Source organism: Bradyrhizobium sp. CCBAU 25338 (genome assembly GCF_028128965.1).
Taxonomy (GTDB): domain Bacteria; phylum Pseudomonadota; class Alphaproteobacteria; order Rhizobiales; family Xanthobacteraceae; genus Bradyrhizobium; species Bradyrhizobium liaoningense.
Genome location: NZ_LFKY01000043.1, coordinates 383,165 through 397,935 on the forward strand (window position 1 = coordinate 383,165; position 14,771 = coordinate 397,935).

At 64.8% G+C, this 14,771-nt stretch carries 16 protein-coding genes; 6 read left to right on the forward strand and 10 right to left on the reverse strand.

All coding sequences use genetic code 11. The features are described from left to right. Positions 1–23 precede the first annotated feature (23 nt). On the reverse strand, positions 24–2,234 hold the full coding sequence (gene purL / locus ACM42_RS35485) for a phosphoribosylformylglycinamidine synthase subunit PurL (RefSeq protein ID WP_271532981.1): 2,211 nt from the start codon (positions 2,232–2,234) through the stop codon (positions 24–26). 186 nt (positions 2,235–2,420) lie between these two features. On the opposite strand from purL, the gene ACM42_RS35490 reads away from it, so the two are divergent. The 3 genes from ACM42_RS35490 to ACM42_RS35500 all read left to right on the forward strand — a co-directional run bounded on the left by ACM42_RS35490 (position 2,421) and on the right by ACM42_RS35500 (position 4,465). Continuing rightward, positions 2,421–2,900, forward strand: a complete 480-nt coding sequence (locus ACM42_RS35490; protein ID WP_271532983.1) for a PaaI family thioesterase — start codon at positions 2,421–2,423, stop codon at positions 2,898–2,900. Positions 2,901–2,974: 74 nt separating this feature from the next. Further along, a complete protein-coding gene (locus ACM42_RS35495; protein ID WP_271532985.1) occupies positions 2,975–3,940 on the forward strand; it encodes a DMT family transporter in 966 nt (321 codons plus the stop codon). Between the two features lie 57 nt (positions 3,941–3,997). Continuing rightward, complete coding sequence (locus ACM42_RS35500) at positions 3,998–4,465, forward strand: GFA family protein (protein WP_271532987.1); 468 nt, start codon at positions 3,998–4,000, stop codon at positions 4,463–4,465. Between the two features lie 89 nt (positions 4,466–4,554). Here ACM42_RS35500 and ACM42_RS35505 read toward each other — a convergent pair whose 3' ends face one another. Then, a complete protein-coding gene (locus ACM42_RS35505; RefSeq protein ID WP_271532989.1) occupies positions 4,555–5,532 on the reverse strand; it encodes a tripartite tricarboxylate transporter substrate binding protein BugD in 978 nt (325 codons plus the stop codon). Further along, positions 5,529–6,230: a phosphoribosylformylglycinamidine synthase subunit PurQ gene (purQ, locus tag ACM42_RS35510; protein ID WP_197967337.1), complete on the reverse strand. Its 702-nt coding sequence runs from the start codon at positions 6,228–6,230 to the stop codon at positions 5,529–5,531. Before purQ ends, ACM42_RS35505 begins: the two co-directional genes overlap by 4 nt. 169 nt (positions 6,231–6,399) lie before the next feature. Between purQ and ACM42_RS35515 the strand changes: the two genes are divergently transcribed. Next, entirely contained in the window at positions 6,400–7,416 is a 1,017-nt protein-coding gene (locus ACM42_RS35515) for a magnesium and cobalt transport protein CorA (RefSeq protein ID WP_271532992.1), read from the forward strand. Positions 7,417–7,426: 10 nt separating this feature from the next. On the opposite strand, the gene purS is transcribed toward ACM42_RS35515, so the two are convergent. Continuing rightward, entirely contained in the window at positions 7,427–7,669 is a 243-nt protein-coding gene (gene purS, locus ACM42_RS35520; protein WP_100176665.1) for a phosphoribosylformylglycinamidine synthase subunit PurS, read from the reverse strand. 14 nt (positions 7,670–7,683) lie between these two features. Further along, a complete protein-coding gene (purC, locus tag ACM42_RS35525) occupies positions 7,684–8,451 on the reverse strand; it encodes a phosphoribosylaminoimidazolesuccinocarboxamide synthase (RefSeq protein WP_173015815.1) in 768 nt (255 codons plus the stop codon). A 323-nt stretch (positions 8,452–8,774) separates the two neighbouring features. Between purC and ACM42_RS35530 the strand changes: the two genes are divergently transcribed. Continuing rightward, positions 8,775–9,098 carry a DUF1476 domain-containing protein gene (locus ACM42_RS35530; RefSeq protein WP_271532996.1) on the forward strand — a complete coding sequence of 108 codons (324 nt, stop codon included), beginning with the start codon at positions 8,775–8,777 and terminating at the stop codon, positions 9,096–9,098. 5 nt (positions 9,099–9,103) lie between these two features. Here the strand turns inward: ACM42_RS35530 and ACM42_RS35535 are convergent, their stop codons facing one another. Further along, positions 9,104–10,072, reverse strand: coding sequence for a LysR family transcriptional regulator (locus ACM42_RS35535; RefSeq protein WP_271532998.1), 969 nt, complete (start codon positions 10,070–10,072; stop codon positions 9,104–9,106). 105 nt (positions 10,073–10,177) lie between these two features. Between ACM42_RS35535 and ACM42_RS35540 the strand changes: the two genes are divergently transcribed. Beyond that, the gene (locus tag ACM42_RS35540; protein ID WP_271533000.1) at positions 10,178–11,005 is read left to right on the forward strand and encodes an isocitrate lyase/PEP mutase family protein; all 828 of its coding nucleotides are present in this window, start codon (positions 10,178–10,180) and stop codon (positions 11,003–11,005) included. Here ACM42_RS35540 and cynS read toward each other — a convergent pair. The 4 genes from cynS to ACM42_RS35560 form a co-directional block, all read right to left on the reverse strand. Next, positions 10,992–11,480: a cyanase gene (gene cynS / locus ACM42_RS35545; protein ID WP_050995055.1), complete on the reverse strand. Its 489-nt coding sequence runs from the start codon at positions 11,478–11,480 to the stop codon at positions 10,992–10,994. The genes ACM42_RS35540 and cynS overlap by 14 nt on opposite strands. Positions 11,481–11,494: 14 nt before the next feature. Continuing rightward, complete coding sequence (locus tag ACM42_RS35550) at positions 11,495–12,418, reverse strand: ABC transporter ATP-binding protein (protein ID WP_271533003.1); 924 nt, start codon at positions 12,416–12,418, stop codon at positions 11,495–11,497. Between the two features lie 5 nt (positions 12,419–12,423). Further along, positions 12,424–13,263 carry a nitrate ABC transporter permease gene (gene ntrB / locus ACM42_RS35555; protein WP_271533005.1) on the reverse strand — a complete coding sequence of 280 codons (840 nt, stop codon included), beginning with the start codon at positions 13,261–13,263 and terminating at the stop codon, positions 12,424–12,426. Positions 13,264–13,327: 64 nt separating this feature from the next. After that, the gene (locus tag ACM42_RS35560) at positions 13,328–14,710 is read right to left on the reverse strand and encodes a CmpA/NrtA family ABC transporter substrate-binding protein (RefSeq protein ID WP_271533007.1); all 1,383 of its coding nucleotides are present in this window, start codon (positions 14,708–14,710) and stop codon (positions 13,328–13,330) included. Positions 14,711–14,771: the final 61 nt, after the last annotated feature.

The window sequence follows — 14,771 nt, forward strand, 5'->3', positions numbered from 1 at the left end:
ATGACGGAGAATGTCGCGCCGTCTCAGGCCGCCTTGCCGCCCATATATTCCGGCAGCCAGCGTTCGAACGACTTGCGCAGCGTGTCGATCGCAACCGGCGCTTCGCCCGCGATCGCGATCGCATCGCCCCCGGTGGTGCCGATCCGCACGCACGGCACTTCGCAGCCACGCATCTTGGCGAGCACGCGGCCGGCTTCCGCTTCCGGCACGGTGACGAGATAGCGCGCCTGGTCCTCGCCGAACCAATAGGCCTGCGGCACCAGCGCGGTCGGCGCCGCGAGCAGTTTTGCGCCGATGCCGCCCGCCATCGCCATCTCGGCAAGCGCGATCAGGAGGCCGCCGTCGGAGAGGTCGTGCACAGCAGTCGCGGTGCCCGCATGGATCATGCCGCGCACGCAATCGCCGTTGCGCTTCTCGGAGGCGAGATCGACCGGCGGCGGCGCGCCCTCCTCGCGACCGCAGATGTCGCGCAGGTAGACCGACTGGCCGAGCCAGCCATGGGTCTCGCCGACCAACAGGATTGCCTCGCCCTCGGCCTTGAAGGCGAGCGAAGCTGACTTGGTGAAATCGTCGAGCAGGCCGACGCCGCCGATCGAGGGCGTCGGCAGGATCGCGCGGCCGTTGGTCTCGTTGTAGAGCGAGACGTTGCCGGAGACGACCGGGAAGTCGAGCGTGCGGCAGGCTTCCGAGATGCCCTTCAGGCAGCCGACGAACTGGCCCATGATCTCGGGCCGCTCAGGATTGCCGAAGTTGAGATTGTCGGTGATCGCGAGCGGCTTGCCGCCGACCGCGGTGATGTTGCGCCAGGCTTCCGCCACCGCCTGCTTGCCGCCCTCGAACGGGTCGGCCTCGCAATAGCGCGGCGTGACGTCGACGGTCAGCGCCAGGCCTTTCGGCCCGTCCTGCACGCGCACCACGGCGGCATCACCGCCGGGGCGCTGCATGGTGTTGCCGAGAATGACGTGGTCGTACTGCTCCCAGACCCAGCGCTTGGAGCACATGTCGGGCGTGCCGATCAGCTTCTCCAGCGCAGGCCCGAGGCCCATCGGCGCCGACACGTCGCGGGCGTGCACGACCGGCAGCGCGGCGGAGGGGACATGCGGGCGGTCATAGACCGGCGCCTCGTCGCCGAGCTCCTTGATCGGCAGATCGGCCATCACGTCGCCGCCATGCTTGACCACGAAACGCTTGCTCGGCGTGGTGTAGCCGACCACGGCGAAGTCGAGGCCCCACTTCTTGAAGATCGCCTCGGCTTCCTTTTCCTTCTCGGGCTTGAGTACCATGAGCATGCGCTCCTGGCTTTCCGAGAGCATCATCTCATAGGCGCTCATGCCGGTCTCGCGGGTCGGCACCGCATCGAGATCGAGGTCGACGCCGAGATCGCCCTTGGCGCCCATCTCCACCGCCGAGCAGGTCAGGCCCGCCGCGCCCATGTCCTGGATCGCGATGACGCAGCCCTTCTCCATGATCTCGAGGCAGGCTTCCAGCAGCAGCTTCTCGGCGAAGGGATCGCCGACCTGCACGGTCGGCCGCTTCTCCTCGGACTTGTCGTCGAATTCGGCCGAGGCCATCGAGGCGCCGTGGATGCCGTCGCGGCCGGTCTTGGAGCCCAGATAGACGATCGGCATGTTCACGCCGGAGGCGGCCGCATAGAAGATCTTGTCGGCATCGGCGAGGCCGACGGCCATTGCGTTGACGAGGATGTTGCCGTCATAGCGGGTGTGGAAGCGCACCTGGCCGCCGACGGTCGGCACGCCGAAGGAATTGCCGTAGCCGCCGACGCCGGCCACCACGCCGGAGACGAGGTGCCGGGTCTTGGCATGCTCGGGCGCGCCGAAGCTGAGCGCATTGAGGCAGGCGATCGGCCGCGCGCCCATCGTGAACACATCGCGCAAAATGCCGCCGACGCCGGTGGTCGCGCCCTGATAGGGCTCGATGTAGCTCGGGTGGTTGTGGCTCTCCATCTTGAAGACGACGGCCTGGCCGTCGCCGATGTCGATCACGCCGGCGTTCTCGCCGGGCCCCTGGATCACCCAGGGCGCCTTGGTCGGCAAGCCGCGCAAATGGATGCGCGAGGACTTGTACGAGCAATGCTCGTTCCACATCGCCGAGAAGATGCCGAGCTCGGTGAAGGTCGGCTCCCGCCCGATCAGCTTCAGGATGCGCTCATATTCGTCGGGCTTGAGCCCGTGGGCGGCAACCAGTTCGGGGGTGATCTTGGGTTCATTCTTCATGGATTCGGGGCTTTCGGCGGCGGTTTGGCCGTTCTTAGGAACATCGGACGGCTTCGAAAAGTCCTTTATGGCGCATTTTCCCGCTGTCCCACGTTTTGCGCCGGGGGCCCCGCGGGAACGGGAATTGCACGGCACGGACGGATCGGATTTAAGGGCTCAAGACCCGCAATTGAAGGCCTGATTTCCTTGCACGAATTGACCAAAGCACCTCCGCCCCGCCGCCCTGATCTCCACGTCGCCACCGAGGGGGAATTTAAGGGCTGGCGGACCTGGATTCGCGACAGTTTCGAGTCCCATGTCGGCCCATTCTGGCACCTGATCGAGGCGGACGGCAGCGTCCGCAGCGCCTTCCGGGTCGAGAAAAAGCACCTCAACGGCTCTGGGAACGTCCACGGCGGCTGCTTCATGGCGTTCGCCGACTATTGCCTGTTCGCAATCGCCACCCACGAGCTGGATGGGCCGGCGGTGACGACGAATTTTGCCTGCGATTTTCTCGACGCGGCTCGCGAGGGCGAACTGGTCGAATGCGTCGGCGAAGTGTCTCGGGCCGGCGGCTCGCTGATCTTCCTGCGTGGCAGGCTCACCTCCGGCGGACGGCCGCTGTTCACCTTCTCCGGCACGATCAAGCGGGTGAAGCGGAAACCGGCACCGCAGCCAAACGCATAGCTCGACCGCTTCCCTTTTCGCGCCCCCTCGCCCAAAGTTGGCCACGCGCTTTTGCGCCGGGGAGCAGGAACAAGGTGCCGCAGAGCACATCGGAGGCGGGTCGCGCGGCGGCATCCGCATCGACGCCGTTGCCGTCCGTGGCCGCCACCGGCGCGCGCAGCTGGCGCGACTACGCGCTGCTGCTGGCACTAGCCTGCTGCTGGAGCTCGACCTATCCGCTGGCGAAGCTGGCGCTGGATACAATCCCGCCCATCACCTTCATCTCGGCGCGCTCGCTGATCGCGGCCGCCTTCCTGTTCGCGATCCTGTGGATGCGCGGCGTCAGGATCCCGACCGACGCGAAAGCCTGGAAGCTGTTCGCGACCCAGCAGTTGATCAACTCGACCTTCCCGTTCCTGATCATCACCTGGTCGCAGCAATATGTGCCGGCCTCGAACACGGTGGTGCTGGCCTCGACGACGCCGATCTTCGCCTTCCTGATCACCTCGCTGATCACGCGGCACGAGCCGGCGACGCTGCTCAAGCTCGCCGGCGCGGTTTTGGGGCTTGCCGGCACCGTCGCGATCGTCGGGCTCGATGCCCTGCATGGCCTTGGCAGCGAGATCGTGGCGGAGATCGCGATCCTTCTTGCCACGATCTCCTTTGCCTGCGCGACCATCTTCGGCCTCCGCCTCTCCGAGTACGACCCGATGGTGGTGGCCGCCGGCTCGCTGCTGTTCGGCGGCCTTGTGCTGCTGCCGCCCTCGCTGCTCATCGACCAGCCCTGGACGCTGCACCCGACGCCGACGGCGATTGTCGCCACCATCGTCATGGGCATCATCTCCAGCGCATTGGGCCTGATGCTGTTCTACGTCTGCCTCGGCCGGCTCGGCACGCTGACGACCAACGCGCAAGGCTATTTGCGCATCCCAATCGGCGTCGGCCTCTCCGTGCTCCTGCTCGGCGAGAGCGTGCCGTCGAATTTGGCGTTGGGCCTGCTGCTGGTGATGGCCGGCGTTGCCGCGATGACGGTGCCTGCGGAGAAGCTCAAGCTGCGCTAGTCTGGACTCAACCAAGCTGTGGCCGTGGAATCAATCTGAACAGGAGAAACAGACAACATGGTGAGCGATACGAACGTTTGGGCCGGCCAGTGCCATTGCGGTGCGGTGCGCTTCGAGGCGACGCTCAGCGACGGCTTCAATTCGATCCGCCGCTGCACTTGCTCTTACTGCCGGATGCGAGGCGCCGTCGTTGCCATGGCGGAAATGGGTGGGTTCAAGTTCCTGCAGGGCGAGGACGCGCTCACAACCTACCGCTTCCATACCGGATCGGCGCAACACTTCTTCTGTTCTCGCTGCGGAATATACACCCATCATCAACGGCGATCTGACACGACATCATATGCCGTCAACGTGGCCTGCCTGGACGGGGTAAGCCCATTCGACTTTGCCGAGGTGCCCGTCATGGATGGCGTCAATCACACCAACGATACCGGCAAGCCAACGCGTCGAGCAGGCACACTCCGGTTTATTCCGGCTGACCAAAGCGCGATGCGATTGGATGAATCGTCATCGCGCTTCAGGTGATTGTTTGAGCATGATCTTTTCGGAAAACCGCTGCACACTTTTCCCGGATCATGCTGTAGCACCACTTTCGGCGGCCGACGGCGAGGCGGTCACTTGGCGTCGTCGGCCAGCATCTTCCGATATTTTTCGACGTCGCGCGTCACGAGCTTCTGCAGCACCTCGGGCGCGTGCTCGTCGGAATCGGGCGTAACGGTCGAGAGGTCGGCGAAGCGCTTCTTCACCGCGTCGGTCTCCACCGCCGTGCGCGCGGCGGCATTCAGCTTGGCGATGACGGCCGGCGACGTGCCCTTGGGCGCGAACAGGCCGTTCCAGCCCTGCGCCTCGAATTCGGGCAGGCCCGCTTCGGCAGAAGTCGGCAGGTCGGGCAGCGTGGCGAGCCGCACGGTCGAGCCGACCACCAGACCCTTCACCAGCTTCTCGTTGATCGACTGCGAGACGGATGCCGCCGCATCGCAGACGCCGTCGATCTGGCTTCCGACGGCATCGGTCAGCGCGGGCGCGGCGCCGCGATAGCCGACCAGCGTCGCGTCGATCCCGGCTGCCGTGACGAAGCTCTTGCAGATCAAATAGTTCGACGAGCCGACGCCGGCATGGCCGAGATTGATCTTGCCGGGATTGGCCTTGGCGTAGGCGATGAACTCCTTGAGGTCCTTCGCCGGAAAATCCTTGCGGACCGCGATGATGCCGAACGTCTTCGCCACCATGGCGATCGGCACGAAGGATTCAGGCGTGAACGGCAGCTTTGGATAGATCGTGTAGGTCGCGGCGTTGGTCCCGGCATTGCCGATCGCAACGGTGTAACCGTCGGGCTCGGCGCGGGAGGCGCGCGTCAGCGCGGTCGAACCGCCCGCACCGGCAACGTTTTCGATCACGATGGTCTGGCCGAGGGCGATGCCCATCTGCTCGGCGACCGTGCGCGCGATCACGTCCGAGGTGCCGCCGGCCGCGAACGGCACGATCATGGTGATCGGACGTTTCGGGAAATCCTGTGCCAATGCGGCGGTCGACGAAATGCTCGCGAGCACAATAACGGCGGCCGACAGCCGCTTCAGCACGAACGAAATCACGCAGCCTTTTCCAGGTGCTGGACCAGGCCGGCGAACAGGCCGCGGCCGTCGGTGCAGCCCATGATGTCTTCGACGTGGTTTTCCGGATGCGGCATCATGCCGAGCACGTTGCCCTTGTCGTTGACGATGCCGGCGATGGAGTGCGCCGCGCCGTTGATGTTGTGGGCCTCGTCGACCACACCTTCAGGCGAACAATAACGATAGAGCACCCGCCCCTCGCCTTCGAGCCGCTTGATGGTCTCTTCGTCCGCCTCGTAATTGCCTTCGCCATGGGCGACCGGCACGCGGATCACCTGCCCGGCATTGTAGCCACGGGTGAACGGCGTGTCGGAACGCTCGACGCGCAGATGCACGTCATGGCAGATGAATTTCAGCCGCGCGTTGCGCATCAACACGCCCGGCAGCAGGCCGGATTCACAGAGGATCTGAAAACCGTTGCAGACGCCGAGCACGAGCCCGCCGTTGGCGGCATAGTCGCGCACCGCATCCATCACCGGGGCCCGCGCCGCAATCGCACCACAGCGCAGATAGTCACCGTAGGAAAATCCGCCCGGCACCACCACGAGATCAGTGCCCGCCGGCAGCGACGTCTCGGCGTGCCACACCATCGCGGGCTCGCTGCCCGAGATCAGCCTCAACGCACGCGCCATGTCGCGCTCGCGGTTGATTCCGGGAAAGACGAGGATGGCGGCTTTCATGACAGAGGTTCCGACGGTGGGCGGGAATCGGGGCTGGCCGAAGGGCCAATTCGTGAAGAGACATAACCATTTGACGGGGATTTTACCAGTGCTAGCCTCGGTCGAGCGCCTTGTACACAGGCGATAGTCGCATGCCGATCGGCCAGTCGCTTTGCCCGGGATTGAAGCCATGAACGTCCCGTCGCTGCCCACATCCCCCTCCGAGCCGGTGTCCACCGAGGGCGTCGTCGCCGCCGGCGCCTATGTCGACGGCCGGCGCGTCGCCAATATCGCCATCAGCGAGGCCTCGAGCTGGCGGGCCAAGCCCGGCCACGTGGTCTGGATCGGCCTGCACGAGCCGGACATGACGCTGCTCGGCGCCGTACAGAAGCAGTTCGACCTGCACGAGCTCGCGATCGAGGACGCCAATCACGCCCATCAGCGGCCCAAGATCGAGCAATATGGCGAGGCCCTGTTCATCGTGGCGCGCACCGCGCAATTGATCGAGGGCCGGATCGCTTTTGGCGAGACGCACATCTTCGTGGGCGAAGGCTATCTGGTCTCGGTGCGCCACGGGGCTTCGACGTCCTACACACCGGTGCGCGAACGCTGCGAGAGCTGCCCGCGGGCGCTCGCCCGCGGCGAGGACTACATCCTCTACGCCATCCTCGATTTCATCGTCGACAATTACTCGCCCGTGCTCGAGAGCATCCACGAGGAGGTCGAGGGCATCGAGGACGACGTGCTCTCCAAGCCCCTCAGCAAGGCGCAGATCGAGCGGCTCTACATGCTGCGCCGCGACCTGCTGCGGCTCAGGACCGCGATCGGCCCGCTGGTGGAGGTCTGCCGCCGTCTGGAGCATGACGAGCTGTCGATGGTGCGGCAGGCCATGCAGCCGCTGTTTCGCGACGTCACCGACCACGTCAGGAACATCCAGGAGCGCATCGATTCCATGCGCGAGGTGCTGGCCTTCGCCTTCGAGGCCAGCCTCCTGGTCGGCCAGGCCCAGGAGACGGCGGTGTCCAAGAAGCTCGCCTCGTGGCTCGCGATCATCGCTATCCCGACCGCGCTCGCCGGCATCTACGGCATGAACTTCAAGCACATGCCGGAGCTGGAATGGGAGTACGGCTACTACATGCTGCTCGGCGTGATGCTGACGGCATGCGGCTCCCTCTACTGGCGTTTTCGCAGCGTCGGGTGGCTGTGAGCCATCCTGCTCACCCGAGCAGCTCCACCCGATAATTCTCGATCACGGTGTTCGCCAGCAGCTTGTCGGCCGCTTCCTTCAGCGCGGCTTCGGCCTTGGCCTTGTCGGCAGCGGCGAGCTCGATGTCGAACACCTTGCCCTGGCGGACGCTGGCGACGCCGTCGACGCCGAGCGACTTCAGCGCGCCTTCGATGGCCTTGCCTTGCGGATCGAGGATGCCCGTCTTCAAGGTAACGGTGACACGTGCCTTCACGTCAAAATCCTCTCTCAGCTCTTCACCAGCACCGGGCCGGAGCCCTGCGGACGCTCGTTCTCCATGAGGATGCCGAGACGCTTTGCGACCTCGGTATAGGCCTCGAGCAGGCCACCGAGATCCCTGCGGAAACGATCCTTGTCGAGCTTCTCGTTCGACTTGATGTCCCACAGACGGCAGCTATCCGGCGAAATCTCGTCGGCGACGATGATGCGCATCATCTCGTTCTCGAACAGGCGCCCGCACTCCATCTTGAAGTCGACGAGGCGGATGCCGATCCCGAGGAAGAGGCCGGTGAGGAAATCGTTGACGCGGATGGCGAGCGCCATGATGTCGTCGATCTCCTGCGGCGTCGCCCAGCCGAACGCGGTGATGTGCTCTTCCGACACCATGGGGTCGTTGAGCTGGTCGTTCTTGTAGTAGAATTCGATGATCGAACGGGGCAGCTGCGTGCCCTCCTCGATGCCCAGGCGCTGCGACAGCGAACCGGCGGCGACGTTCCGCACCACCACCTCGAGCGGCACGATCTCGACCTCGCGAATCAACTGCTCGCGCATGTTGAGCCGGCGGATGAAATGGGTCGGCACCCCGATGTCGTTGAGGTGCTGAAACAGGTACTCCGAGATCCGGTTGTTGAGGACACCCTTGCCCTCGATCACCTGATGCTTTTTCGCATTGAACGCGGTGGCATCGTCCTTGAAGTGCTGGATCAGGGTACCGGGCTCCGGACCTTCGTAAAGAACCTTTGCCTTGCCTTCATAAATGCGACGCCGACGGCTCATGGGGATGTACCGTGTTTTGTTGAAATCCATGAATTTGGTGTGCTCCGGTTGACTAGGATTACGACCCACAGCGGAGCTGCCGTGAACGGCTGGGAACCCATCTATAAACCCTTGGAAACAGAACGGGAACCAAGCCTTCAGGCAACCTATCCGATTGGCTGTCCCAGCACAATCGATCCGGCCGTCCGGCGCCAACTTATACCATCTTGCCTGCGGCTTAACGGCCCGTTGTTTTGCCGATTCGTGCTATCTATGTAGGCATGCAGCCGGGTCGCCGCAACGGAAGGCTCCCGCGCCATTCAGCAGGGGATTTGGAACAAGGCATGAGCGAGTTCGACAAGCGCCAAGAAGGTTTCGAGAAGAAGTTCGCCCTCGACGAGGAGCAGAAGTTCAAGGCGGAGGCCCGCCGCAACCGGCTGCTCGGCCTGTGGGCGGCGGAAAAGCTCGGCATCACCGGTGATGCCGCCACCGCCTATGCCAAGGAGGTGGTCGCGTCGGATTTCGAGGAGGCCGGCGATGCCGACGTCCTGCGCAAGATCACGGCCGATTTCGCCGCCAAGAACGTCGCGGTCACCGAGCAGGCGATTCGCGCCAAGATGAGCGAACTGCTCGCGGTGGCGGCCACCGAGGTGAAGGCGGGGAAGTAATCGCTTCAGCCCACACGCCGGCGCGCAATGCCCTTGCGCGCCGGCGATTTCTTTGTGGGCGTAGTCGAGACATCCAGCCCGGCATAGTTGCGGCGGATGGTCTCGAGCAGGCGCTCTGCGGCAGCGCTCAGAAAGCCGCCGCGACGCGTGACAAGGACGATGTCCTGGTCCGCGGCAAGATCGCCTACGGCGATCGTCGCGATCGAGGCCGCACGCAACTCCTCCGCCACGTGGCTTCGCGCCAATAGCGCGAGGCCAAAGCCCGACTCCACGAGCCGCTTCTGCGCGGTGAGGCTGTCCACGGCCGTCCACTCCACGTCGCCGAGCCCCTGCGTGAGAAACAGCGCGAACACGTGAGCCGCGGCGATCTCGCGACGCCCGCGCGTCTCCGGGAAGGCGATCCAGCGTTCGCCGTGAAGCTCGGCGAGGCGCTTCACGCGCCGTCCGGCCATCGGATGATCGGGCGCACAGACGACCTGCAGCGCCTCGCGCAGCACCAGCTCGCAGGCGAGATCGCCGGAGCGGTCGGTGTTGTAGCGCAGGCCGATCGTGGCCTCGCCGCGCCGGATGAGATCGCTGACCTCGACACTGGTCGCCGTCCGCAAGGTCAGCGCGACGGCCGGATTCTCTTTGGCAAACCGCTTCATGATGGTCGACAGGCGGCCGTCGGCAAGCGTGCCGGTCACGGCCAGCGAAACCGGCCCCGAATTCTGCTTGGTCAACGCGCGTATCGCCTGCTCGGCGTCCTGCGCCGCGGCAACCGCGCGTTCGGCATAGGGGATCAGCACGCGCCCGGCATCACTGAGGCGCGTGCGGCCGGCCACCCGCTCGAACAGCGGCACGCCGAGCTCCTGCTCCAGCAGGGCGATACGACGCGAGATCGCCGGCTGCGAGCGATGCAGGAATTTCGCGGCATTCGAGATCCCACCCCTGCGATGAATGGTCAGAAAGGTGTTGAGGGCGTCGCTGTCCATCCCGAGGCTCATGCAAAAAGCTGATGATCCCGGAAAGAATAACAAATTTGGCGGATGGCGAGAATGCCCCTAAGGCTGCCTGGACCGACAACAGGGAGATCAGCCATGACGAGCCAGTTGGACAAGGCAACGGCGTTTCGCGCCCTGCACGAGCGACCCGGGGCCTTCATCATTCCCAATCCGTGGGATGCCGGTACGGCCAAGCTGCTCGCGGCGATGGGCTTCGAGGCCCTGGCGACCACGAGCCTCGGGGTGGCCAACATGCTCGGCAGCAGCGGCGTCAGTCTCGATGTCATCCTCGCCAACGCGCGCGCAATCGTCGAAGCCACCGACCTGCCGGTCAGCGTAGACCTCGAGAATTGCGGCGCAGACCAGCCGAAGCGCGCCGCCGAAGCGATTCAGCGTGCCGCCGAGGCTGGCGCGGTCGGCGGCTCGATCGAGGATTTCAGCGGCGACCGCGATCGCCCGATCTACGATTTTTCCCATGCCGTCGAGCGCGTCCAGGCCGCGGTGGAAGTGGCGCGTGCGCTGCCGATTCCGTTCACGCTGACGGCGCGGGCGGAGAACTTCCTGCACGGCCGCAAGGACGTCGACGACACGATCCGCCGCCTGCAAGCGTTCGAGGCCGCGGGCGCCGATGTTCTGTATGCGCCCGGCCTGTACGATCTCGCCACGATCCGGACGGTCGTCTCCTCGCTCGGCAAGCCCTTCAACCACGTGATGGGCTTTGCCGATCCGACGCTGACGGTTGCGCAATTGTCCGCCGCCGGCGTCAGGCGCATCAGCGTCGGCGGGACAATGTCGCGCTACGCGCTCGCCGCGTTCATGACCTGCGCGCGCGAGATGAAGGACAAGGGATCCTTCACCTATGTCCGCGAGATGGCCGCAGTCGGCGAATTGCGCGCCGCCTTCGCCGCGGTCAGCCCTCCTTGAAACCGTATTCCGGCACGTTGCCGCTGGCGCCGTAATATTTGTACGGCAGGAACTTGCCGCTCATGGTGATCTTGACGCGGTCGCCCTTCGGGTTGGCGACGCGTTCGATTCCCATGTCGAAGTCGATCGCCGACATGATGCCGTCGCCGAACTCCTCCTCGATCAGTGCCTTCCAGGCCGGGCCGTTCACCATCACCATCTCGTAGAAGCGGTAGATCAGCGGATCGGTCGGCGGCATCGGCGTGCCGGTGCCGCGCATCGGCACCTCGTTGAGCATCGCAACTTCGGCCTTCGACAGGCCGAAGAGCTCGCCGGCATTGGCGGCCTGCGGCTTCGTCAATTTCATCTGGCCGAGGATCGCGCCGACGATCAGCACTTCGGAATAGCCGCCGATCTGCTCGCAGATGTGCTTCCAGCTCCAGCCTTTCTCGCGCTTGATGTCGAGCAGCTTTTCGGTGAGGTCTTCGCGTTTCATCAGGGGTCTCCGTGTCAGGCGGTCAGTCCGGGACTGGTCCCGGGGGTCCAGGTCTGGCGTGGCTCCTCGCCGTTCGAGGCGATCGTCAATCCGGGCTTGCCGATGTGCACCATCGGCACGTTGCGAGGATCGTGATCGGGTGTCTCGGCGGCAAAGGTCTTGCTGCGCGTCACCAGGAAATCGATGATGTGGTTGCGCAAGGCGTAATAGAGCGGATGGCGGTGCAGATCGGTGCGGCCGCGATCCCGCGGCAGCGGGTTCTCGACCACCTCGGCCAGCACCGCGCCGGGACCGTTGGTCATCAGGAAAATCTTGTCGGCGAGATAGATCGCCTCGTCGACGTCATGGGTGATCATGAACGCGGTCTGCCCGGTCTCCAGGCAGATGCGCCGGACCTCGTCCTGGAGCGTGCCGCGCGTCAGCGCGTCCAGCGCCGAGAACGGCTCGTCCATCAGCATCATCTTCGGCGTGATCGACAGCGCCCGCGCGATGCCGACGCGCTGCTTCATGCCGCCCGACAGTTCCGAGGGGCGCTTGTGCTCGGAGCCGGTGAGACCGACGACATCGATGAAGGTCTGCGCATGCGCCCTCACCTTGGCGCGATCCCAGCTTCGCCATTTCGAACTGACGGCATAGGCGACGTTGCCGAGCACGGTGCGCCAGGGCAGAAGTGCGTGGCTCTGGAAGATCACGGCGCGGTCGAGGCTGGTGCCTGAAATCGCCTGACCGTCGACGATGACGGCGCCCTCGCTCGGCGCATCGAGGCCGGCGAGGATGTTGAGCACGGTGGTCTTGCCGCAGCCGGAATGGCCGATCACGCAACAGAACTCGCCGCGCGCCATCGAAAGCCACAGGTTCTCGAACACGGTCGTCGTGGCGCCGCCCGCACCGGGATAACGCTTGGCGATGCCTTCGATGGAGACGAATTTGTCGGTCACTTGCCCTACTCCGGAAACGTGACCATGCGCGTGAAGCGCGCGAGGATCTGGTCGAGCAGCATGCCGACGACCCCGATCAGCAGGATCGCGATAATGACGTTGGTGATCGACAAATTATTCCACTCGTTCCAGACGAAATAGCCGATGCCGGTGCCGCCGACGAGCATCTCGGCTGCGACGATCACGAGCCAGGCGATGCCGATCGAGATGCGCATGCCGGTCAGGATCGTCGGCGCCGCCGCGGGCAGGATCACGGTGAAGGCGCGCCTGACGGTCCCGACCTCCAGCGTCCGCGCGACGTTGATCCATTCCTTGCGCACGCTGGCCACGCCGAAGACGGTGTTGAGAAGCATCGGCCAGATCGAGCAGATGAAGATGACGAAGATCGCCGAGACCGAGGAATCCTTGATGGTGTAGAGCGCGAGCGGCATCCACGCCAGCGGCGAGATCGGCTTCAGCACCTGGATGAAGGGATCGAGCGCCTTGCTGAGCAGCGGCGACATGCCGATCAGGAAGCCGAGCGGAATCGCGACCAGCACCGCCAGCAGATAGCCGGTGCCGACCCGCGCGATCGAATAGCCGAGCTGGATTCCGAGCCCCTTGTCGTTCGGCCCGTTGTCGTAGAACGGCCGCTTCAGATGGTCCCAGAGCTTGGCCCCGACATCGAGTGGTCCGGGCATTGCCGATTTGCCCTGCGTCGCGGTCAGGCCCATCAGCTTGGCGTATTCGGGGCTCATCGTGGCGACCGGCGCGGTGGAGCGCGTGGCCAGATGCCAGATGCCGAGGAACGCGGCGAGCAGCACGATGGAGACGAGGCCGGCACGGAGGCGGAGGGAGGTGCTCATTTTGCAAGCCCTCGCGGTATGGGTCCCGGCGTTCGCCGGGACGACGATGGCGAGAGTGGCGTGCTCACGACGCCTTCCTGATCTTGAAGCTCGCCACATAGTCTTCCGGCTTGGCCGGATCGAACGTCTTGCCCATCACCGCGAACGATTTGTAGGCGCTTGCAGGCGGCGACAGCCCCATCTCGGTCATCAGCTTCTTGGTGTCGGTGGCGAGGTAAACCTGCTCGGCGATCGCCTTGTAGTCGACGTCACCCTTGATCTGGCCCCAGCGCTTCATCTGCGTCAGCATCCAGACCGCGAAGGACTGCCAGGGGAACGGATCGAAATCGACGCGCTTGGCGTCGGTCTTCACCCCGCCGAGGCCGTCGGCATAAGTGCCCGTCAGGACCTGCTCCAGCACCGTGACCGGCGCGTTGATGTAGTTCGCCGGCGCGATCGCCTCCGCGATCTGCTTGCGGTTCTCCGCCTTCGACGCATAGGCGGTGGCATCGACGATGGCCCGCGTCAGCGCCGCAAAGCTGTTCGGCGCCGTCGTGATGAATTCGCGGCTGGCGGCGAAGCTGCAGCAGGGATGGCCGTCCCAGATCTCCTTGGACAACAGGTGCATGAAGCCGACGCCGTCGTAGATCGCGCGCTGACAGATGTTGTCGGGCGCGAGGAAGCCGTCGATGTTGTCGGCGCGCAAGTTCGCGACCATTTCCGGCGGCGGCACCGAGCGCAGCTGCACGTCGGTATCAGGGTCGATGCCGTGCTCGGCCAGATAATACCGCAGCAGGTAATTGTGCATGGAATAGTCGAAGGGGATCGCGAATTTTAGGCCTTTCCAGTCCTTCGGATCGCGCTTGTCCTTGTGCTTGGTCGCGAGCACGATGCCCTGCCCGTTGATGTTCTCGATCGCAGGGACGGCGAACGGAATGGCATTGGCACCCAGGCCGAGCGATATCGCGATCGGCATCGGAGCCAGCATGTGCGCGGCGTCGTATTCCTTGTTGATGGTCTTGTCGCGGATCACCGCCCAGCCGGCGGTCTTGACCACTTCGACATTGAGGCCGTGCTTGGCATAGAAGCCCATCGGCGCCGCCATGATGATCGGCGTGGCGCAGGTGATCGGAATGAAGCCGACCTTGAGGTCCTTCTTCTCGGGCGCGCCGGTCGCGGCGAAGACCTCCGTCGCCGTCTTGAGCGGGAAGAATTGCGACAGCGCCGCGAGCGCGGTCGACGCACCGACCGATTTCAGGAAGGCGCGGCGCGCCACATCCTGCGGAAACATCGCGCGCATCACGGCAGAGGCGACGACGCCCTCGTAGCGCTTCTCCTCGCCCTCGACGGGCTCGCAACGCAGCGCCGAGGCTGCCTGGTCATGCTCTGCCGCGGATCGGTGCCGGCCACAGGCGCAGCCGGCCCGAAGGTTGCGGTCGGGATCAAACGGATTGTCGAACGTGGACATCGGCCCTCCTGCGCGTCGTTGCGAGGAAGAATTACGCAAGGAGCATGCCACGGCCTCCAGA

Excerpts from the sequence above, each read along its gene's own strand:
- purL (WP_271532981.1), bottom strand. The coding sequence starts at position 2,234 with ATGAAGAATGAACCCAAGATCACCCCCGAACTGGTTGCCGCCCACGGG.
- ACM42_RS35500 (WP_271532987.1), top strand. The coding sequence starts at position 3,998 with ATGGTGAGCGATACGAACGTTTGGGCCGGCCAGTGCCATTGCGGTGCG.
- purQ (WP_197967337.1), bottom strand. The coding sequence starts at position 6,230 with ATGAAAGCCGCCATCCTCGTCTTTCCCGGAATCAACCGCGAGCGCGAC.
- ACM42_RS35515 (WP_271532992.1), top strand. The coding sequence starts at position 6,400 with ATGAACGTCCCGTCGCTGCCCACATCCCCCTCCGAGCCGGTGTCCACC.
- purC (WP_173015815.1), bottom strand. The coding sequence starts at position 8,451 with ATGAGCCGTCGGCGTCGCATTTATGAAGGCAAGGCAAAGGTTCTTTAC.
- ACM42_RS35530 (WP_271532996.1), top strand. The coding sequence starts at position 8,775 with ATGAGCGAGTTCGACAAGCGCCAAGAAGGTTTCGAGAAGAAGTTCGCC.
- ACM42_RS35535 (WP_271532998.1), bottom strand. The coding sequence starts at position 10,072 with ATGGACAGCGACGCCCTCAACACCTTTCTGACCATTCATCGCAGGGGT.
- ACM42_RS35540 (WP_271533000.1), top strand. The coding sequence starts at position 10,178 with ATGACGAGCCAGTTGGACAAGGCAACGGCGTTTCGCGCCCTGCACGAG.
- cynS (WP_050995055.1), bottom strand. The coding sequence starts at position 11,480 with ATGAAACGCGAAGACCTCACCGAAAAGCTGCTCGACATCAAGCGCGAG.
- ntrB (WP_271533005.1), bottom strand. The coding sequence starts at position 13,263 with ATGAGCACCTCCCTCCGCCTCCGTGCCGGCCTCGTCTCCATCGTGCTG.
- ACM42_RS35560 (WP_271533007.1), bottom strand. The coding sequence starts at position 14,710 with ATGTCCACGTTCGACAATCCGTTTGATCCCGACCGCAACCTTCGGGCC.